The organism is Microbacterium aurantiacum (assembly GCF_040532595.1).
In the GTDB taxonomy this organism is placed as follows: domain Bacteria; phylum Actinomycetota; class Actinomycetes; order Actinomycetales; family Microbacteriaceae; genus Microbacterium; species Microbacterium chocolatum_B.
Window position 1 is genome coordinate 1,523,047 of the sequence record NZ_JBEVYX010000001.1, and the last position, 19,634, is coordinate 1,542,680.

Sequence of the window (19,634 nt, forward strand, 5' to 3'; positions counted from 1 at the left end):
GCCTCCCCGGGGAGATCGCGCCGCCCCGACGCCTCCTCATGGGGCCGGGGCCGATCGACGCGTACCCGAGCGTGCTGCGCGCGCTGTCGGCGCCGCTCACCGGACAGTACGACCCGTTCATGACGGCGACGATGAACGAGACGCAAGGCCTCTACCGGCGGGTGTGGGGCACCGAGAACGAGGCCACGGTCATCGTCGACGGCACCTCTCGCGCCGGGATCGAAGCCGCGATCGTCTCGCTCATCCGCCCGGGCGACCGCGTGCTCGTGCCCGTGTTCGGGCGTTTCGGGCACCTCCTGGCCGAGATCGCCGAGCGCGCGATGGCCGAGGTGCACACGATCCACGCCGAGTGGGGACAGGTGTTCCCGGTCTCGGTCGTGGAGGAGGCGGTCGCGCGCGTGCGCCCGACCCTGGTGGCGATGGTGCAGGGCGACACCTCGACCACGATGCTCCAGCCCCTCGACGAGATCGGCGAGGTCTGCCGGCGGTACGGCGCCCTGTTCTACTCCGACGCCACCGCGTCGCTCGCCGGCAACCCGTTCGAGGCGGACGCGTGGGGATTGGATGCCGCCACCGCCGGCCTCCAGAAGTGCCTCGGCGGTCCCTCGGGTGCGGCGCCCCTCACCCTCAGCCCGCGCGCGGTCGAGGTCGTCGCGGCCCGCAAGCGCGTCGAGGCCGGCATCCGCGAGGAGGGCGATCCGGAGGCGGCCGACTTCGTCCGGTCGAACTACTTCGACCTCGGCATGATCCTCGACTACTGGGGACCGCGACGCCTGAACCACCACACCGAGGCGGCGTCGATGCTTTACGCCGCCCGCGAGTGCGCGCGCCTCGTCCTGGTCGAGGGTCGCGAGGCCGTCATCGCCCGGCACGTCCGCGCGGGCGAGGCGATGCTCGCCGGGGTCCGCGCGCTCGGGCTCGCCACCTTCGGCGACCTCTCCCACAAGATGACGAACATCGTCGCGGTGTACATCCCCGAGGGCGTCCCCGGAGACGCCGCGCGCGCGGCGATGCTCGAGGACTTCGGCATCGAGATCGGCACGTCGTTCGGACCGCTCCACGGCAGGGTGTGGCGCATCGGAACGATGGGCTACAACGCGCGCGAGGACGCCGTGATGGTCACCCTCGCCGCCCTCGAGGCGGTGCTCCGCCGCTTCGGCCACACTGCCTTCACACCCGGCGGCGGTGTGGATGCCGCGGCCGACGTCTATCGAGGCGCATGACGTGACGGCATCCCTCCTCTCCGTCGACCGCGATCGGATCGCCGCCGCGGCGCGCCGGGTGATGGCCCGCTGCGACGAGCTCGCGCGCGTGACGGCCACCCCCGGTGCGATCGAGCGGGTGTACCTCTCTCCGGAGCACGCGCGGGTCAACCGCCTCGCCGCCGAGTGGATGCGCGAGGTCGGGATGACCGCGCGACAGGATGCCGCCGGCAACCAGTACGGCCGCATCGACGGCACCCGCGGATCCGAGGCGCCCGCGCTCATGCTCGGTTCGCACCTCGACACCGTGCCGGATGCCGGGCGCTTCGACGGCATCGTCGGAGTCCTCATGGCGCTGGAGGTCGTCCGACTCCTGCGCGCGCCGGATCTCGAGGCGCGCCGGGTCGATCTGCCGTTCGCACTGGAGGTCATGGCGTTCTCCGACGAGGAGGGCACCCGCTTCGGCAAGGCGCTGCTCGGCTCCTCGGCCGTCGCGGGAACGTGGGACGAGTCGTGGTGGACGCTGACGGATGCCGACGGCACGACGCTCCGCGAGGCCTTCCTCGAGTTCGGCCTCGACCCGGGCCGGGTCGGAGAGGCAGCGCGGAGACCCGAGGAGCTCATCGGATACCTCGAGGCGCATATCGAGCAGGGACCGGAGCTCGACGAGCGCGGCGAGTCCCTCGCGGTGGTCTCGTCGATCGCGAGCGCCCGCCGGTTCCAGCTCGTCATCGAGGGGGAGGCCCGCCATGCGGGCGGCACCCCCTACGACCGACGCCGCGACGCCCTCCTCGGTGCGAGCGAGGCGGCGCTCGCCGTGGAGCGCATATGCCGCGCGGAGCATCACATCATCGGGACCGTGGGTCAGCTGGAGACCTTTCCCGGCGCGGTCAACATCGTCCCCGGTGAAGTCCACATGAGCCTCGACCTCCGCGGCGAGTTCGACGACGCCCGCGACCGGGTGTGGAACGCCCTCGCCCGTGACCTCGACGAGTCGATGGGGCGCCGCGGACTCCGCTGGCGCGCGCGCGAGATCCACCGGGCGCCCGCGGTGTTCTGCCGTCCGCTCCTCCAGGACGTGGTGCGCGAGGGCATTCTCGCGACCCGCGCGGACGACACCCGCGAGGACACGACCGCCGAGCCCGCGACCCTCTTCTCCCGCGCCGGTCACGACGCGATGGCGATCGGCGCGGTCACCGGGGTGGGGATGCTGTTCCTCCGCAACCCGGACGGCATCAGCCATCACCCCGACGAGGCCGTGTCGGGCGGCGACGTCGCCCGCGGCATCCGTGCCCTCGCCGAGGCGGTCCTCCATCTCGCCCACGACCCCGCCCACGCGCAGCCGTAGCAGGCTCGAAACACACCGCGGGTAGCGTGAACGCCCCGCCGCACGATCCGGAGTTCGTCATGTCGTCCCTTCTCGTCACCCGCGCCCGCCTCCTCACCGTCGCCGACGGCGCCCCCGACCTCGGCCACATCGATGAGGGGTGGATGCTCGTCGAGGACGGACGCATCGCCGCGCTCGGCGCCGGGTCGCCGCCCGCGGGCACGACGGCGGACGAGACCCTCGACGTCGCCGGCGCATTTGTGGCGCCCGGCTTCGTCTCGAGCCACTCGCACCTGTTCACCTCGGGTCTGCGGGGCCTCGGCGTGAGCGAGACCCTCTACGGCTGGTGCGACTCGATGCTGGGCTTCACCTCGCACATGTCCGCGGAGGACATGTACTGGTCGACGCTGCACGGCGCCCTCGACTTCCTCGCCAACGGCGTGACCACCGCGTACAACTTCACCGACCCGCTGCAGGCCTGGGAATCGATGGTCGACGGCAAGCGGGTCGGCAACGCCCCGCTCCGCGACGTGGAGTACCACACGCGCCAAGCCGACGGATGCCGCGACGCGGGCCTCCGGTTCGTCGACGCGATCGGCATGGACGTCACCGCCGGCGCCGACGACGAGATCTTCGACCGCTTCGCCGCCGAGGTCGCCCACACCCGGTCGATGGACCCCTCGCTCGCCCTCGGCGCGTCGATCATGGGGCAGGTGCAGTGGTCGCCCCGGCCCGAGGCGGCGGAATTCGAGGTCGAGGCGATGCGCCGGTTCGGCGTGACCAACCAGGCGCACTTCCTCGAGTCCCCCGAGGCGGTGCCGCTGCAGCAGGCCAAGTTCGCCCTCTACCGGGATGCCGGAGCGCTCGGTCCCGACATGATGTTCGGCCACTTCATCCAGACCACGCCCGAGATCATCGAGGCCACGGCCGCGGGCGGCGCGTCGATGTCGTGGCAGCCGGCCTCCAACGGCCGCCTCGCGTCCGGGGTGGCGCTCGTTCCCGAGATGCTCGAGCTCGGCATCCGTGTCGGCATGGGCCTGGACGACCAGGCGTGCACGGACATCTCCGACCCGTGGGGCAACATGCGCGCGGGCATCTTCCTGCAGCGCGCCCGGACGAAGGAGCCCCTGTCGATGACGCCCGAGACGGTGCTGCGCCTGCACACCCTCGGCAGCGCCGAGATCCTCGGTGTCGACGACCGGGTCGGCAGCCTCGAGGTCGGGAAGTTCGCCGACTTCGTCGTCGTCGATCCGCGGATGCCGGATGTCGGGCCGCTCTGGCACCCGGTCCGCTCCTATGTCCTGTCGATGAGTCTGCGTAACCTCAAGAAGGTGTACGTCGGCGGAGTGCTCGTGAGCGAGGACGGGGTCAGCACGAACCCCCTCGCGGCCGAGGCGAGCGCCCGCCTGCACGCCGACCTCCCCTCGCAGGCGGCCCGGTTCGGTCACCCCCGCTGATGCGCGACGTCCTCGAGCCCGCCCGCACCCGGCTGGACCGGGGGAAGCCGTTCGCGCTCGCGGTGCTCGTGGACGCCTACGCCAGTGCGCCCCGCGAGATCGGCACCGCGATGCTCGTCGACGCCGCGGGCGAGGTGCACGGGAACGTCTCGGCGGGCTGCGTCGACGGGGCCGTCTACGAGCTGTGCCTCCAGGCGCTCGCGTCGGGGGAGAGCACCCGCTCGCGCTACGGCATCTCCGATGAGCGCGCATTCGCCGCAGCGCTCACGTGCGGCGGCGTGATCGACGTCCTGGTGGTCCCCGTCCTTCCCGGCTCGCGCGCCGCCGACGCGCTTCGCGCGGTCATCGACGCGGTCGATCGGCGCGAAACGGTCGCCCTCGGGATCGTGACGGATGCCGCGTCCGGCGGCGGCGCGCTGCTCGCCGTGACGGGTGACGGCACTCGTGCCGGCGGGACGGCCGGCGATGCGTTCGCGTGCGCGGAGTCGGACCTCCGCCGCGCCGTGACGGCCGCCGCCCCCGTCGCCCTCCGCTACGCCGGGGATCCCGAAGGCGCCGTCGAAGTCCTCGCAGTGCCGTTCCCGCACGCGCCGCGGCTGATCATCGTGGGAGCGGTGGAGTTCTCCGTCGCCCTGGCGCGCCTGGGGGCGGCATCCGGATTCGAGGTGACCGTGTGCGATCCGCGCGAGGTGTTCGCCCGGGCCGAGCGGTTCCCCGGCGCCACGGTCGTGCACGATCAGCCGGGACGCTACCTCGCCGCGACGCCGATCGACGAGCGGACCGCGGTGTGCGTCCTCACCCACGACGAGCGCTTCGACGTCGACGCGCTCTCCGCCGCCCTCGCCTCGCCCGCCGCGTACGTCGGGGCGATGGGCAGCCGGCGCACGCACGACGACCGGCTCTCGCGCCTCCGTGCCGCCGGGGTGACGGATGCCGCGCTCGCGCGCCTGCGCTCCCCGATCGGTCTCGCGCTGGGCGGGCGAACCCCGGAGGAGACGGCCCTGTCGATCCTCGCCGAGATCGTCCTCGTGCGATCGGGCGGAACAGGGGTGCCCCTTCGCGAGGCCGAGGGACCGATCCACCCCGACGCCGTCGTACCGGGCGGCATCGGCCGGTCGAACGCTCCCGATGCCGTGTGCTCCGACGCGGTCGACGCCGTCGTCGCGCGGTGGGACGGCGGCGGCAACCGCCGATGAGACCCGGGCGGGCGGCTCGGAAGACGTAATCCCGCCGAAACACTCCGGCCAGTGTTGGTGAAATCTACATCCCCTAGCGTCGCTTCCACGCACCCCGTCGAGGCCCAGGGCGGGTGCGCTCACCCGAGCACCCCCCTCTGACTGGAGATCACATGACATCCACTTCCTCGCGCCGCGTCTCGCGCGCCGCCGCGGCACTCGCCGGCATCGCCGTCAGCGCGCTCGCCCTCACCGCCTGCGCCGGTGGCTCCGGCGACGCCGGCACGTCGGCGGACCCGTCGGACGCCGCCGCCGAGGGCTACGGCGACCTGACGCTGCAGCTCAGCTGGATCCTCAACGAGGAGTTCGCCGGAGAGTACTTCGCCGACACCAACGGCTACTTCGAGGAGGCCGGCTTCAGCTCGGTCAACCTCGTCCCCGGTCCCTCCACCGGTGTCGCCGAGCTTCTCGGCGGAACAGCGGACATCGCGCTCAGCGACTCGGTCTCGATCGGCTCGGCCGTCGCGAGCGAGGGCGCCCCGCTGAAGATCATCGGCGCGACCTTCCAGGCGAACCCCTTCACGATCCTGTCCCTCGCCGACGGCGGCGACATCGCCACCCCCGAGGACCTGATCGGCAAGCGGATCGGTGTGCAGGACTCCAACACCTCGCTCTTCAACGCGCTGCTCGCCGCGAACGACATCGACCCGTCCGAGCTCACCGTCGTCCCGGTCCAGTACGACCCGGCGCCGCTTGTGAACGGCGAGGTGGACGGCTTCGTCTCGTACATCACCAACGAGGCGATCACCGTGGAGATGATGGGCCTGGAGACCACCAACCTCCCCTTCGCCCAGAACGGCCTGCCGTTCGTCGCCGAGACCTTCACCGTCACCGACGAGCAGATCGCGAGCAACCGCGAGATGCTGAAGGCCTTCCTCGTCGCCGAGCTCCGCGGCTGGACCGACGCGCTCGCCGATCCGCAGGGCGGCGCCGATCTCGCCCTCGAGGTCTACGGCACCGACCTCGACCTCGACCCGGAGAAGACCCTCGCCGGCTCGCTCGCGCAGAACGAGCTCGTCGTCTCCGAGGAGACCGAGGCCAACGGCCTGTTCACGATCTCGGAGGACCTGCAGGCCCTCACGATCGAGAGCCTCGCCGGCGCCGGCATCGAACTCGAGGCCGCCGACCTGTTCGACCTCAGCCTCCTGGCCGAGGTCTACGAAGAGAACCCGGACCTTCTCGACTACGCGGGCTGAGCCCCCTCGTCGATAAGAGATCCATTCTGGAGTCGATACCGTGACCGAAACGGCCACCCAGACCGGTGCCCAGGGGACGACCCTGGGCACCGGCCTGCAGATCACCGAGCTGAACAAGGTCTTCACCGTCGGGCGCAAGAGCGTCGTGGCGCTGCAGGACGCGAACCTCCACACCGACCAGGGCACCTTCCTGGCGCTGCTGGGGCCGTCCGGCTGCGGCAAGTCCACGATCCTCCGCATCCTCGCCGGTCTCGAAGACCCCACCAGCGGCACCACCCGGGTCGACGGCAAGAGCCCCAAGGAGCTCCGCCGCGGCAACGAGCTGGGGATCGCCTTCCAGGATGCCGCGCTCCTGCCCTGGCGGAGCGTGCAGTCCAACATTCAGCTGCCCTTCGAGGTGGCGGGGAAGCCCGTCGACAAGGCCTATGTCGCGGAGATGATCGCGCTGGTGGGTCTCAAGGGCTTCGAGAAGGCCAAGCCCGCCCAGTTGTCGGGCGGCATGCGGCAGCGCGTGTCCATCGCCCGCTCGCTCATCATGAAGCCCTCGGTCCTGCTCTTCGACGAGCCGTTCGGCGCGCTGGACGACATGACCCGGCAGAAGCTCAACCTCGAACTCCTCCGCATCTGGACCGAGAAGCCCGCCACCACGCTGCTGGTCACCCACGGCATCAGCGAGGCGATCTTCCTCTCCGACCAGGTCGCGGTGATGAGTCCGCGCCCGGGCCGGGTCAAGCACGTCATGACGATCGACCTGCCGCGTCCCCGGACGCCCGACCTCATGCGGAGCCCCGAGTTCCACGCGTACGTCGACGAAGCGCAGGAGCTCCTCTTCGGTGTCGGAGGGGCCGCGGCGGATGACCACTGAGGCCCCCACCCGTTCGCGCGCGGTCCAGTGGGAGGACGTGCGCCTGCCCGCATGGGTCACGGGGCTCATCGGCGGGGTCGGGATCATCGCCCTGTGGTGGATCCTGGCCGTCACGGTCTTCTCGAACGTCGGACCCGGCGGCGTGCAGGCGATCCCCACACCCCCGCAGGTGGTCGCGGAGTTCTTCGCCACCGGGTGGGAGTTCTACGTCCGGAACTTCTCCGTCACCCTCACCGAGGCCGGCATCGGGTACCTGTGGGGGAACGGGCTCGCGCTCGTGCTCGCCGCCCTCGTCCTCGTCGTCCCGCGCCTGGAGGGCGTGGTGATGCAGATCGCGATCATCACCTACTGCGTGCCGATCGTCGCACTCGGCCTCCTGCTCGTCGTCATCGCCCCGATCCCGGGTGCGGGCGAGCCGTCGGTCACCGCGATCTTCCTCGCCGCCCTCAGCTGCTTCTTCACCACGGTGGTCGGGGCGCTCCTCGGGCTCAAGGCCGCCGACACCTCCAGCCTCGACGTCATCACCGTCTACGGCGGATCGAAGTTCACGCAGCTCCGGAAGGTGCGTCTCATCGCCGCTCTCCCCGCCACGCTCAACGCCCTGCAGATCGCGGTGCCGGCCGCCTTCCTCGGCGCCGTGCTGGGCGAGTTCTTCGGCAAGATCACCGTCGGCGTCGGGCCCGCGATGATCGCCGCGCAGCAGGCGCTCAACGCACCGCGGGTGTGGGACATCGCCCTCGTCTCCGGCGCGGTGGCGCTCGCGGGGTATGCGCTGCTCGGTCTCGTCGCCCGCGCGGTGGCGCCCTGGTCGCGAGGAGGTGCGCGATGACCACCACGGCTCCGGCTCCGACATCCGCCGACACCGAACGGACGGCCGCGCTCAACGCCGACGTCCGCCGGGAGGTGCGTCGGTCGACGCTGCGCGCCCTCGGGCGGAGCGTCCTCACCTTCGTCCTGACCATCGTCGCCGTCGTGGTGATCTGGGTCGGGTCGCTCTGGCTCTTCGGCATCTCCCCGTATGTCGGCAAGGGTCCGGTGGAGGTGTACGAGTTCCTCTTCACCGTGCCCGCGGCCGACGAGAACCGGGAGCGGCTGTTCGGCCAGCTCGCCGTGACCCTCGGCCACGCCACGGTCGGGTTCGCCGCGGGGCTCGTGGCGGCGCTGATCGTCGCGATCCTCTTCCAGCTCAGCAAAGGCGTCGAGCACGCCCTCATGCCGCTCGCGATGCTGCTGCGCTCGGTGCCGCTCGTGGCGATGGCGCCGGTCATCATCCTCATCTTCGGCCGGGACTTCGCCTCGATCGCCGTCATCGGCGGCATCGTGGTGTTCTTCCCGGCGCTGGTCACCATCGTCTTCGGTCTGAAGTCGGCATCCCCGCAGATGAACGACCTCGTCACGGTCTACGGCGGCACCTCCTGGACACGGCTGCACAAGATCGCCCTGCCGAGCTCCCTCCCGGAGTTCTTCGCCGCGGTCCGGATCTCCGTCCCCGGTGCCATCACCGGTGCGCTGCTCGCGGAGTGGCTCGCCGTCGGCGGCGGGATCGGCGGCGCCGTGGGAGGCTATGTCGCGCAGGCCCAGTTCTCCGCCGTCTGGACCGCGGTGGTCCTCGTGACGGCATCCGCTCTGATCCTCTACAACCTCGTGCAGATCGTCGAGTCGGTCGCCCTCGCCCGCATGGGCATGGCCGACCGGGCCTGACGGTCCGACGAGAGACCCCCGCGCGACCCCCCGCGCGCGATTCCCGAAAGGACCCCCGCATGACCGTTGCGCTCCGCGACTTCGCCCTCGGCCTCCCGAAGGCCGAACTCCACCTGCACCTCGAGGGCACACTCGAGCCCGAGCTGAAGTTCGCCCTGGCCGAGCGGAACGGCATCACGCTGCCGCACACGAGCGTCGAGGAGATCCGCGCGAGCTACGACTTCACCGACCTCACGAGCTTCCTCGCGATCTACTACCCCGCCATGGAGGTGCTGCAGACCGCGGAGGACTTCCACGACCTCGCATGGGAGTACCTCGTGCGGGCCAAGGCGCAGGGCGTCGTGCATGCCGAGATGTTCTTCGACCCCCAGGCGCACACCAGCCGCGGCGTCCCGTTCGAGAACGTGATCGGCGGGTACCGGCGGGCTGCGGTCCGCGCCGCCGATGAGCTGGGCATCACCGCGGAGCTCATCCTCTGCTTCCTGCGCGACTTCTCCGCCGAGTACGCCATGGCGACCCTCATGGAGGCGCTGCCCTACCGCCGCTGGATCGTCGGGGTCGGGCTCGACTCGGACGAGCGCGACAACCCGCCGGGGAAGTTCGCGGCGGTCTTCGCGCGGGCCAAGGCGGAGGGCTTCTTCCTCACGATGCACTGCGACATCGACCAGGTCGGCTCGATCGACAACATCCGCGCCGTCATCGACGAGGTCGGGGTCGATCGCATCGATCACGGCACCAACATCGTCGAGGACCCCGCGCTCGTCGCCGTCGCGAAAGAGCGCGGACTCGGGTTCACCACGTGCCCGGTGTCGAACTCGTTCGTGACCGAGCAGATGAAGTCCGACGAGATCGTCGGCCTCCTCCGTGAGGGTGTCCGGGTGACGATCAACTCCGACGACCCCGCGTACTTCGGGGCGTACGTCGGTGACAACTACGTCGCGCTCGCCGAGCAGGCGGGGCTGTCGCGCACCGACCTCGTGCAGCTCGCGATCAACTCGTTCGAGGTGTCGTGGATCACGCCCGCCCGGCGCGCGGCGTACGTCGCCGCGGTCGAGGAGTACGCCGCCGCCCACGACGTGCCGCTTCCCGGCTGAGACCGACGGCATCCCGACCCGAGCCGTCCATGACCGACTCCACGGTTGCCGACGACGCCGCCGCCGCGCGGCGCCTCGGGGCGCACGTGCGACGGCTTCGGCACGCGCGAGGACTCACGCTCGTGCAGCTGGCGGAGCGGATCGACCTGTCGCATCCGTTCCTCAGTCAGCTCGAGCGAGGCCTCGCGCAGCCGAGCCTCGGATCACTCCGCCGACTCGCGGTGGCGCTGGAGACCAGCCCGATCGAGATCATCGCCGCGGCGGACGAGGATGCCGACACCGCGCCCGTCGTTCAGGTGGTGGGCCCGGATTCCGGCGCGGTGCCGGAGGGGTTCGCCTCCGGCACCGCGCGGATGCTCGCGCATCGTCCCGGGACGTTCCGACCGATGGAGATCTCCGGCGATGCGGTCGAACCGGGGGAGCACTTCGTGCACGCGGAGGACGAGTTCGTCTACGTCCTGGCCGGTCGGGTCCGCATCGAGCTCGACGACCGGGTGTGCGATCTCGAGCCCGGGGCGTCGGTGTACTCGCCGGGCGGCACGTCGCACCGGTGGTGGTCGGCGGACGGCGATCCCTTCCGGCTGCTCGTGGTCAAGCAGGCGTGGTGAACTCCCGGTGAGACGAGTCCGGCGCGCTCGGAGCCCGGTGATTCAGCTCTCGCCGCGGGCGTTGTAGACCACGGCGTCGCTCGCGCCGTACGCGCGGTACACCTCGAGCGCTTCGTCGCGGAGGATGTCCTCGGTGACGCGGATGCCGCGCGCGGCGAACTGGGCGGCCCAGTCGGCGACCATCGGACCCTCGTCGAAGCCGCTGAGCTCCTCGAGCTCGGGTCCGGATCCGGCGACGACCAGGTGACGGATGCCGCTCCACATCGTCGCGCCATAGCACTGCACGCACGGGCGCCAGTTGACCACGAGCGACAGGTCGGCACCGGCGCCGAGGTCCCACCGGCCGAGGGCGGCCTGGGCGAGGCCGAGCGCCATCACCTCCGCGTGACCGGACGTGATCCCGGTCGACAGCACGACGTTCACGCCGACGGAGACGAGGGCGCCGGTCGCCTCGTCGACGACGATCGCCGCGAACGGTCCGCCGTTGCCCTCGCGCCAGTTGCGGTCCGCGAGGCGGTTCACCAGCGCCATCCGGTCCTCGAGCGTCGGGAGGGTGTCGGGCAGGTCGTCGATCTCGGCGACGAGCCAGTCGGGAAGGCTCATCGTGAAGGCGGTGGCGAGGGGCATGCTCACTCCGAAGGGTCGGGGGTGGGGGTCTCTGCGCCCTGCGCGACGCGCCACACGCGCTGTCGGGTGAAGGGCTGGTGGAACACGCGCGCGCCGAGCGCGCGCGAGATGGCGTTGCCGATCGCGGGCGCGACGGGGTTGTAGGGCGACTCGCTCATCGACTTCGCACCGAACGGGCCGACCCGGTCGGACGTCTCGGCGAGGAGGATCTCGGTCTCGGGCACATCCGCGAACTGCGGGACGCGATAGAGCCGGAACATCGGGTTCTGCACGCGCCCGTCCTCGACGAGCACCTCCTCGTAGAGGGCGCTGCCGATTCCCTGCGCGACACCGCCCTCGATCTGTCCGCGCAGCTGGGCGGGGTTCATGACGGTGCCGGCGTCCGCCGACTGCACGGACTGCAGGATCCGCACCGAACCGGTCTCGGGTTCGACGGCGACGCGCACCGCGTGGACGTTGAAGGCCACCGATCGGAGGTCGCCGTCCTCGCCCCCGAGGGCGAACAGGCCGTTCTCATCGCGCTCGTCGCTGGTCGCCCGCGCGACGATGTCCGCGAACGAGACGATGCCCGCGGGGGTCGAGACACCCGCGTCGCCGAGGATCGCGTCGGCGACCTCCACGCCGACGATCTCCGCCGCGAGGGTCCGCATCCGCTCGGCGAGGGCCTGGCAGGCCGCGGCGAGGGCCTTCCCGGCGACGGTGATGCCGGTCGAGGCGAAGGCGCCGGTGTCGTGCTCCACGGCATCCGTGTCGGCGTTCCACAGTCGCAGGCGCGAGAACGAGGTGTGGAGGACGGATGCCGCGATCTGGCGGAGGACGGTCGTCGTGCCGTTGCCGAACTCGGCCGTGCCGACCCGCACGACGTAGTCGCCGTCGGGGCGGACCGAGACGCGGGCACGGGAGAAGTGGCCGCGCGGAGCCATCGTGGCGATCATCGCCAGCGCCATGCCCTCGCCGACGCGCCATCCGTCGGGCGCGGAGACACCGTTGCCGCGCCGCAGGGCGTCCTGCGCGAGATCGAGGCACTGGTCGAGACCGTAGCTGCCGATGACCAGATCCTCTTCGTAGGGATCGTCGTCGGGGTGGAGGCGGTCGTCGGCGCGGATGACGTTGCGGCGGCGCAGTTCGAAGGGATCGATGGCGAGGCGTTCGGCGAGCATGTCCATCGCCGATTCGACGCCGAGCATGACCTGACCGAGCCCGTAGCCGCGGAACGCGCCCGAGGGGACGTTGTTCGTGTAGACGACCTCGGCATCGATGCGGCGGTGCGGTACGCGGTAGACGGTGGTCGACTCGGCGACGCCGTGGAACATGACGCCGATCGCATGGTTGCCGTAGGCGCCGGTGTCGCTCAGGACGTCGAGGCTCATGGCGGTGAGGGTGCCGTCGGCGTCCGCGCCGAGGGTGACCCGCACCCGCATCGGATGCCGGAGCGCGGAGCGCGTGAACTGCTCGGTGCGCGAGAACTCGTACGTCACGGGCCGTCCGGTGCGGAGGACGGCGAGCATCACGAGGTCTTCGGTGAAGATCTCCTGTTTGCCGCCGAAGCCGCCCCCCACGCGTGCCGCGTACACGCGCACCCGCTCGCGGGGGAGGTCGAAGACGTGGGCGAGCTCGTCGCGCGTGAGGAACGGCACCTGGGTCGAGGAGCGGATGACCACGCGCCCGTCGTCATCGAGCCAGCCGACGCTCGCGTGGGTCTCCAGCTGCGCGTGGGTGACGCGGGAGGTCTGCCACTCGCCGGAGACGACGGCGGCGCTCGCGGCCAGCGCCGAGTCCACATCGCCGGTGGTGTCGTGCATGGACGCGATGACGTTGCGACCGGCCTCGAAGACGCGATCCTCGGGGGTGCGGTCGGGGTGCAGGAGCGGAGCGCCGGCCGTACGCGCTGCTTCGGGCTCGAACACCGCGGGGAGCACGTCGTACTCGACGTCGACGAGGCGGGCGGCGGCATCCGCGGCGGTGGCGGTCTCGGCGACGACGGCGGCGACGCGCTGCCCGACGTGGCGGACGACGTCGTCGAGGACGCGGGTGTCGTCGGGGTCGTCCTCGCGGTGCTCGTGGCGGCCGGTCGAGAATCGCGTGGCGGGGGCGTCCTCGTGGGTGAGCACTGCGACGACGCCGGGAACGGCGAGGGCCGCGCTGGTGTCGATGGAGACGATGCGGGCGTGGGCGTGCGGGGAGCCGACCACGCGGAGGATCAGGGTGCGCGTCGGCGGCTGGGCCTCGTCATCGCCGTCGCCGCCGGCGATGTCGAGGGTGAAGGGTTCGAGGCCCTGCACAATGCGGCGCGCGGCCTCGGGGATGACCGAGGTGCCGATGCCGCCGGTCACATTCCCGGTCTCGCGGGGTGCGCGCCCGGTCTCGCGGACGGCGCCGAGCGTCGATGCGCAGCCGTCCGCGGGTTCGCCTACGGACGCTTCGATGGCGTCGCGGATGGGGCGGTACCCCGTGCAGCGGCAGAGGCTCCCCTTCATGCGGCGGTCGAGGTCGGGCAGGTCGTCCGGCGTGAGGGTCGAGGCGGTGACGGCCATGCCCGGCGTGCAGAATCCGCACTGGAAGCCGAAGCGTGCGACGAGCTCTTCCTGGACCGGATGCAGGTCGTCCGCGGGAGCGAGGCCCGCCGCGGTGGTGACGACCGAGCCGTCGACGCGCGCGGCGGGGATGATGCACGAGTGCACGGGTTCGCCGTCGAGGATGACCGCGCACGCGCCGCAGTCGCCGGCGTCGCAGCCCTTCTTGACCGAGATGGTGCCGGAGGCGCGCAGGAGGGTGCGGAGGCACTGGCCGGGCGTGGCTTCGCCTTCCCATTCGCGCCCGTCGATGGTGAGTCTCATCGGCGTGCCTCCAGGTCGCGGCGGACGCGCTCGGCGAGGACGGCGGTGATCTCGCGCCGCCAGTCGGCGTCGCCGAGGGCGTCGGTGAAGAAGTCGTCGGGGCTGCGGACATCGCGGGCGAGCGAGTCCGGGTCCGGGAGGGTGTCGTAGCGGAAGACGTGCGGCGTGAGGGTGGATGCGGTCACCGCGACGGTGGCGGCGCCGCCGGTGTCGCTGCGGCCGACGACGACGATGCCGGAGCGGCCGAGCTCGGCGAGGGCCATCTTGTGGAACGACACCGTCGCTTCGAGGGCGGATGCCGGGATCTCGATGGCGCGAAGGACTTCCCCGAACGCGAGGGTGTTCGTCATCTGTCCGGTGACGAAGCTCGCGACGGGCTGGCGGCGTTCGCCGCCGTCGGGGGTCCAGATGATCGCGTCCGCGTCGAGGGCGACGAGGAGGGAGACCATGGCGGCGGCGGTGAACGACTGGCAGACGTTGCCGCCGACGGTGGCGGTGTTCCACACCTTGAACGACATGAGGAGGGCGTGCGCGGCATCCGTCACGGCGGCGAGGGCGGGCCAGGTCGGTGCGTGGGTGGCGATCGCGTCGCGTGAGAAGTCGACGAATCGGCGGATGGTACAGGTCGCGGCGATGCGCAGACCGCCCGAGTGGGTCTCCAGGTCGGGCCAGTCCATGCGGGTGATGTCGACGAACCCGGTGACGTCGGGCTGGGGTTCGCTCATGAGCCACGTGCCGCCCGCGAGGATGCGCTCGCCGGCGGCGAGGGCGAGGTCGTCCCGCGTGCGCGCGAAGCGGTAGGAGGTGACGGAGGTGATGTCCATGCGCCTTCCTTCCACGGGTTCCGGATCGGGGACTCCCCGAGTGAATCAGGCCCGGATTTCGCGGGTGTTAAGCGCGCGATGTTCAGGCTAACCCTGCCGGTGCGCGCGGGGGCGGCGAACCGGGCGGGTAGGGTCGAGGGTCTTCACCCGTCACGACGGAGGCAAGCGGATATGCGCTGGGAGATGCACCTGCCGGGGGCACGAGCGGTCTGGGTTCTTGCGCCCGTGGCGTTCGGGGTGTTCGCGGTCCTGACGCCGCTGTTGCCCGATCGAGTGGGGCCGGATGTGGTGCTCGCCCCCGCAGCCCTGCTGCTGTGGGTCGTGTGGGTGCTGTGGGCGTATCCCGAGGTGATGTGCCGCGACGGGGAGTTCGTCGTACGGAATCCTTTCCGGACGGTGCGGTTCACCGCGTCGAGCGCCGTGGAGGTGTCTGGCAGCGGTGTTCCGCAGTTCCGCCACGGCTCGCGGGCGATCCGTCCGGTGGTGATGCTGGTGTCGCCGGGCGGCGCGATGGACACACTTCGCGCGGGGAAGGGTGTCACCCGAGGTGTCAACACCGTTCGGATGGAAACGCTCGCGCCCGGTCACGATGTCGATGAGAAGCGCGGCGGGGGAGCGTTGCGCACGATGATGGAGCGCGCCGGCGATCGTCCTCCCGGGTGGGTGCAGACGTGGAACCTCCCGGGGTTCGCCCTGACGCTCGCGCTTGTCGCGTGGGCGGTCAGTGCCACACTGCTGTGAACACGGCAACGCTCGCGCCATCCGGTCGGATGGTGACTGGTCGATCAGGTGCTGATCGTTCGGCTCAGAAGGGTGCGGGGACGCGCGGCGGAGCGCCGCCGCCGCGCTCATCGGGGGGTGGTGCTCCGCCTCCGGAGGGCATGAATCGCACGAGTGGTGCCGGTGGGTGGTCGATGGAGACCCGCCCGGTGGGGGAGGTCCATTCCATGACGCCTCCGCCGAGTTGTCGGACACCCCACGAGGTGAACTGCTTCATCGAATGGTGCCGTTGGCACAGGTGGCAGAGATTCCGGATGTCCGTCCGCCCGCCGAGGGCGAAGTCGAAGGTGTGGTCGAGTTCGCAGCGGATCGCGGGGCGGCGGCATCCGGGGAACCGGCAGTGCCGGTCCCGGGCCTTCAAGAACCTGGCCATCGAGGCCGTCCGCCGGTAGGAGTCGGTGCACAACACCTGTCCCGACACCGGGTGCACCACGAGACGCTCCCACGACGCGACGGCGCCGGCCAACGCGCGGGCGGTGGCCGGGTCGATCGGCGCCGACCCGACAAGATCTGCGGTCGAGGTGTCGTTCGCGGGGTCGTTGTCCTTCCCCAACAGAGCAAGTGCGGGCACGATGACCTGCACTTTCGCGCGAATCATCCCGAGCGTGCCGTTCCCGTCCCCGTCGATGGTGGGGTCCACGAGCGGTGAAGCAGTGAGGAGCATGTCGCAGAACACGTCCGCGCGGACCTGGTCCCGGGTGCGGCAGTCCGGTGCCGCATCGGCGTCAGCGTCGGTCCCGTCGTCGCCGGGTGTGTTCCGGGCGTCGATGATCGACGACGCCTGCTCGTTGAGGCGGTCGCTGATCCCTTCCGCCAACAGGGTGGGAAGGGTCGCGACGAGTTCGGACATCCCATCCCGCAACGGCGTGACACTCACCCGCCGTTCCTCGCGGGCCTTCGCGTGCCGCTCCGCCAGCGTGCGGGGATGCAGCTCCTGCGCGAGGTGATCGAGGCGATCCTTCACCCGCCCGACCGATTGACCCACACACAACTCGGCGGCCTGAGCGTCGAAGTCGGCCCGCGCATCGCGGGGCAGCACGGTCCCGCACCGCAACACCGCCGTCGCGTGGCCGCGGGTGATCCGCCCGGCTTCCCACGCGGCGAGGGTGGCTGGGTAGCACTCGACCCACTCCACCGCCTGGTTGATCTGCGCCTGCATGGACCGGTCGGTGGTGAACGTCACCCCGGCAAGTTCCGCGGCGACGGAGCGGTACACCATCTCCTGCGACCGCACCGACGCCGACTGCCGCCGCGCCACCCGCTCCGCGATCGCCCCCGCACGCGCCTGATTCCGAACGTTGCCGACCTCCATCGCCCCCAACGCCGGGGTCATCGCCTCGGCGTACTGCGCGACCTCATCCAGCTCCGCGAGTTCCTCCTCGCTGAACTCGACCAACCGGCTCGTATTCATGTTCGAACACTACCGGCCGCATCCGACATTCAAGGCGAAGATCTCACCGATGTGGAAAACATTTCCGCAGGCGCTTTCCCGGCCCCCGCCACGTCGCGGGGGCCGGGAAGGTTACCGCCCTGCCTGGTCGAAGCTGACGGACCGGACTCCGAGCTCGGCGCCTTCCTCCGCGGCGAGTGCGCGCTCTTGCGACAGGTCCAGTCCCCGGGCCAGGAGCATGTAGGCGAGAGCCGAGACCGCGAGGCCCACGAAGAGCGCGATGTCGATGCCACCGATCGCCTGAGCGACCGGTCCGACGAACCACGTCGTCACCACGAAGGGCACCATGGCCGCGATCCCGATGAGGTAGGACGCGATGCCGCGCCATCCCCACGCGCCGTAGATCCCATGCGGACGGAACATCTCGGCGATCGCGTACGTGCCACGACGCACGACGTAGTAGTCGACGAGGTTCACCGAGGTCCACGGCACGAGCACGTAGAGGAGGACGACGAGGAAGCTGCCGAAGGAGTCGAGGAACTCGCCTGTGGAGAACACAGCGCCCAACAGTCCCGCGAGGCCGACGACGGTGCACGCGATGATGCGCGTCGCGCGGGTGGGACGCACCTTCGCGAACGAGTCGGCGACGGTGATCAGCTCGATGCTGGCCGCGTAGATGTTGATCGTGATCACGGTGATCAGTGCCGGGAGGGCGCTCCAGAGCAAGACGATGCCGAGGCCGGGGAGAAGAGCATCGGCGGTCGCCGCGATGGCCTCGACGGGATTCGCGTCGCTGAACAGAGAGGCGACGAACGCACCGAGCGCCATGAGCCAGCCTGCGCCGACGATGACTCCCGAGGACGTGTAGAACAGCGCCTTTCGGGGGCTCGTCTGGGGCGGGAGGTAGCGGGAGTAGTCGGAGACGTAGGGCGCCCAGCCGAGGGCGTATGCCGCGGCGGCGGCGAACTGGACGAGGAAGGCCGGCCAATTGACGTCCCCGGCCGCAAGCGCACCCGTTGGGAGGGGAAGCGCGACGACGGCGACGATCGTGAAGACTCCGAAGGTCGCGAGGAACAGCCACGTCAGCCACTTCTGGACGCGGTGGATCCAGTGATAGCCCACGATCGCCAGGGTCAGGGCGAGAGCGGTGATGAGGATGTACCACCCGGCGCCGGCGTCGACCCCGGTCGTCATGGTCAGCACGTCACCGGCGAGCAGCTGATTGAAGATGTTGAATCCCACGATGCTGGCGATGACGATCAGGCACACCAGAGCGACACCGCGGTAGCCGAACTGTGCCCGTGACTGGATCATCTGGGGAAGGCCCAGCTGGGGACCCTGTGCCGAGTGGAACGCGGTGAACACCGTTCCGACGCAGACCCCGGCGACGATCGCGACGAGGGAGACCAGAAGGTTCGCCCCCATCGCGACACCGACCATGCCGGTTGCGAGCGTGGTGAGGTTCGCGTTCGACATGAACCATAGGGAAAAGAGGCTCGTGGGCTTTCCCGTCCTTTCGGACAGGGGCACCCAGTCGATCGACTTCACTTCGATGCCCGAGGTCGTGGGCAGAGCCACCTGGGTCTGTCTGATTTCGGGTTGCGGGTCGTTCATCATGATCCTTCTCGGGTGTGGGGGCGGTGGCTCAATAGATGTCGGGTCGGCGGTCCCGGAACAGGTCGTTCCACGGGCCGAGCCCCTTGTGTCCGGGCGTGATGTCGAGGACGGCCTCAGCGCTGCCGTCGGTGGTCTCGGCGACGACCCAGCCGTCGCCGTCGATCACGGCGGTGCCGCCGGTCCAGCTCACGCCGCGCTCCGTTCCGTGGCGGTCGGCGACAACGGTGGGCAGGCGTGATGACCGCGCTGCCGCCATCGCTTGCACCGTCTCCGGCGGGCGTTCCCCGTGCGGCCGGGGGACGAGGGGCCAGTTCACGGGCAGCGCGAGCATGTCCGCGCCCCGGAGGGCGAGTCGTCGTGGTACTTCGGGGAACTCGTTGTCGTAGCAGATCGCCACGCCGATTCGTCCGATCTCGGTGTCGACGACGATGCCCGCCGTGGGGCCCGGGCGGAAGACGGTCGATTCGGCGCCCCACAGGTGCGACTTCGCGTACACCGCCTGGATCCCGTCGCGGGTGATCAGCGCCGCGCTGTTGAACAGGTCGTCGCCCTCACGCTCGCAGAACCCCACGATGGCGACGGTTCTCGGACCGACCGCGCGGGACAGTGCGGCAAGCCGTGCATCGCTCCGTGTCATCGCGAGGTCGCGCGCTTCGGCGCGATCGGCGAAGACGTAACCGCTCGTCGTGAGCTCGGGCGCGACGACGAGTCGCGGAGCGTCATCAGCGACGGACCCGATCGCGTCAGCGACGCCGGCCAGATTGCCCTCCACATCGCCGAAGAGGATCGTTGGGCTCAGCGCGACCGCGCGTACCTGATGCGACGTGGTGTCGCTGTCGTCGGGGTGCTCCATCGTCTGTCCTCCGTCCTGACG

General features: G+C 70.7%; 17 protein-coding genes. 11 read left to right on the forward strand and 6 right to left on the reverse strand.

From position 1 onward, the window contains the following. The first annotated feature begins 38 nt into the window (after positions 1–38). From ABXJ56_RS07250 to ABXJ56_RS07295, 10 genes are all read left to right on the forward strand, one after another. Entirely contained in the window at positions 39–1,223 is a 1,185-nt protein-coding gene (locus tag ABXJ56_RS07250) for a pyridoxal-phosphate-dependent aminotransferase family protein (protein WP_353999984.1), read from the forward strand. 1 nt (position 1,224) lies between these two features. Continuing rightward, entirely contained in the window at positions 1,225–2,550 is a 1,326-nt protein-coding gene (locus ABXJ56_RS07255; protein ID WP_353999024.1) for an allantoate amidohydrolase, read from the forward strand. 26 nt (positions 2,551–2,576) lie between these two features. Further along, positions 2,577–3,986, forward strand: a complete 1,410-nt coding sequence (locus ABXJ56_RS07260; protein WP_353999025.1) for an amidohydrolase family protein — start codon at positions 2,577–2,579, stop codon at positions 3,984–3,986. Then, entirely contained in the window at positions 3,986–5,182 is a 1,197-nt protein-coding gene (locus tag ABXJ56_RS07265) for an XdhC family protein (protein WP_353999026.1), read from the forward strand. Before ABXJ56_RS07260 ends, ABXJ56_RS07265 begins: the two co-directional genes overlap by 1 nt. Before the next feature lie 152 nt (positions 5,183–5,334). Beyond that, positions 5,335–6,417: an ABC transporter substrate-binding protein gene (locus ABXJ56_RS07270; RefSeq protein ID WP_353999027.1), complete on the forward strand. Its 1,083-nt coding sequence runs from the start codon at positions 5,335–5,337 to the stop codon at positions 6,415–6,417. 40 nt (positions 6,418–6,457) lie between these two features. Continuing rightward, on the forward strand, positions 6,458–7,282 hold the full coding sequence (locus ABXJ56_RS07275) for an ABC transporter ATP-binding protein (protein WP_353999028.1): 825 nt from the start codon (positions 6,458–6,460) through the stop codon (positions 7,280–7,282). Next, the gene (locus tag ABXJ56_RS07280; RefSeq protein WP_353999029.1) at positions 7,272–8,111 is read left to right on the forward strand and encodes an ABC transporter permease; all 840 of its coding nucleotides are present in this window, start codon (positions 7,272–7,274) and stop codon (positions 8,109–8,111) included. Before ABXJ56_RS07275 ends, ABXJ56_RS07280 begins: the two co-directional genes overlap by 11 nt. Further along, complete coding sequence (locus ABXJ56_RS07285) at positions 8,108–8,983, forward strand: ABC transporter permease (protein ID WP_353999030.1); 876 nt, start codon at positions 8,108–8,110, stop codon at positions 8,981–8,983. Before ABXJ56_RS07280 ends, ABXJ56_RS07285 begins: the two co-directional genes overlap by 4 nt. 59 nt (positions 8,984–9,042) lie before the next feature. Next, complete coding sequence (gene add / locus ABXJ56_RS07290) at positions 9,043–10,077, forward strand: adenosine deaminase (RefSeq protein WP_353999031.1); 1,035 nt, start codon at positions 9,043–9,045, stop codon at positions 10,075–10,077. A 29-nt stretch (positions 10,078–10,106) separates the two neighbouring features. After that, on the forward strand, positions 10,107–10,685 hold the full coding sequence (locus tag ABXJ56_RS07295) for a helix-turn-helix transcriptional regulator (RefSeq protein ID WP_353999032.1): 579 nt from the start codon (positions 10,107–10,109) through the stop codon (positions 10,683–10,685). Between the two features lie 42 nt (positions 10,686–10,727). Here the strand turns inward: ABXJ56_RS07295 and ABXJ56_RS07300 are convergent, their stop codons facing one another. The 3 genes from ABXJ56_RS07300 to ABXJ56_RS07310 are packed head-to-tail and all read right to left on the reverse strand — an operon-like array spanning position 10,728 to position 14,973. Continuing rightward, positions 10,728–11,312, reverse strand: coding sequence for a nucleoside deaminase (locus tag ABXJ56_RS07300; RefSeq protein WP_353999033.1), 585 nt, complete (start codon positions 11,310–11,312; stop codon positions 10,728–10,730). A gap of 2 nt (positions 11,313–11,314) precedes the next feature. Next, positions 11,315–14,149, reverse strand: coding sequence for a molybdopterin-dependent oxidoreductase (locus tag ABXJ56_RS07305; protein ID WP_353999034.1), 2,835 nt, complete (start codon positions 14,147–14,149; stop codon positions 11,315–11,317). After that, a complete protein-coding gene (locus ABXJ56_RS07310; protein ID WP_353999035.1) occupies positions 14,146–14,973 on the reverse strand; it encodes an FAD binding domain-containing protein in 828 nt (275 codons plus the stop codon). Before ABXJ56_RS07310 ends, ABXJ56_RS07305 begins: the two co-directional genes overlap by 4 nt. A 171-nt stretch (positions 14,974–15,144) precedes the next feature. On the opposite strand from ABXJ56_RS07310, the gene ABXJ56_RS07315 reads away from it, so the two are divergent. Next, complete coding sequence (locus tag ABXJ56_RS07315) at positions 15,145–15,714, forward strand: hypothetical protein (RefSeq protein ID WP_353999036.1); 570 nt, start codon at positions 15,145–15,147, stop codon at positions 15,712–15,714. Positions 15,715–15,778: 64 nt separating this feature from the next. Here ABXJ56_RS07315 and ABXJ56_RS07320 read toward each other — a convergent pair whose 3' ends face one another. From ABXJ56_RS07320 to ABXJ56_RS07330, 3 genes are all read right to left on the reverse strand, one after another. Further along, positions 15,779–17,164, reverse strand: a complete 1,386-nt coding sequence (locus tag ABXJ56_RS07320; protein WP_353999037.1) for an HNH endonuclease — start codon at positions 17,162–17,164, stop codon at positions 15,779–15,781. A 111-nt stretch (positions 17,165–17,275) separates the two neighbouring features. Beyond that, positions 17,276–18,760 carry a purine-cytosine permease family protein gene (locus tag ABXJ56_RS07325; protein WP_353999038.1) on the reverse strand — a complete coding sequence of 495 codons (1,485 nt, stop codon included), beginning with the start codon at positions 18,758–18,760 and terminating at the stop codon, positions 17,276–17,278. Positions 18,761–18,788: 28 nt separating this feature from the next. Then, positions 18,789–19,613 carry a nitrilase-related carbon-nitrogen hydrolase gene (locus tag ABXJ56_RS07330; protein ID WP_353999039.1) on the reverse strand — a complete coding sequence of 275 codons (825 nt, stop codon included), beginning with the start codon at positions 19,611–19,613 and terminating at the stop codon, positions 18,789–18,791. Between the last annotated feature and the right edge of the window lie 21 nt (positions 19,614–19,634).

Coding starts and splice junctions, on each gene's coding strand:
- ABXJ56_RS07250 (WP_353999984.1), top strand. CDS start 39: ATGGGGCCGGGGCCGATCGACGCGTACCCGAGCGTGCTGCGCGCGCTG.
- ABXJ56_RS07310 (WP_353999035.1), bottom strand. CDS start 14,973: ATGGACATCACCTCCGTCACCTCCTACCGCTTCGCGCGCACGCGGGAC.
- ABXJ56_RS07295 (WP_353999032.1), top strand. CDS start 10,107: ATGACCGACTCCACGGTTGCCGACGACGCCGCCGCCGCGCGGCGCCTC.
- ABXJ56_RS07300 (WP_353999033.1), bottom strand. CDS start 11,312: ATGCCCCTCGCCACCGCCTTCACGATGAGCCTTCCCGACTGGCTCGTC.
- ABXJ56_RS07330 (WP_353999039.1), bottom strand. CDS start 19,613: ATGGAGCACCCCGACGACAGCGACACCACGTCGCATCAGGTACGCGCG.
- add (WP_353999031.1), top strand. CDS start 9,043: ATGACCGTTGCGCTCCGCGACTTCGCCCTCGGCCTCCCGAAGGCCGAA.
- ABXJ56_RS07265 (WP_353999026.1), top strand. CDS start 3,986: ATGCGCGACGTCCTCGAGCCCGCCCGCACCCGGCTGGACCGGGGGAAG.
- ABXJ56_RS07305 (WP_353999034.1), bottom strand. CDS start 14,149: ATGAGACTCACCATCGACGGGCGCGAATGGGAAGGCGAAGCCACGCCC.
- ABXJ56_RS07320 (WP_353999037.1), bottom strand. CDS start 17,164: ATGAATACGAGCCGGTTGGTCGAGTTCAGCGAGGAGGAACTCGCGGAG.
- ABXJ56_RS07270 (WP_353999027.1), top strand. CDS start 5,335: ATGACATCCACTTCCTCGCGCCGCGTCTCGCGCGCCGCCGCGGCACTC.
- ABXJ56_RS07315 (WP_353999036.1), top strand. CDS start 15,145: ATGCGCTGGGAGATGCACCTGCCGGGGGCACGAGCGGTCTGGGTTCTT.
- ABXJ56_RS07280 (WP_353999029.1), top strand. CDS start 7,272: ATGACCACTGAGGCCCCCACCCGTTCGCGCGCGGTCCAGTGGGAGGAC.
- ABXJ56_RS07285 (WP_353999030.1), top strand. CDS start 8,108: ATGACCACCACGGCTCCGGCTCCGACATCCGCCGACACCGAACGGACG.
- ABXJ56_RS07325 (WP_353999038.1), bottom strand. CDS start 18,760: ATGATGAACGACCCGCAACCCGAAATCAGACAGACCCAGGTGGCTCTG.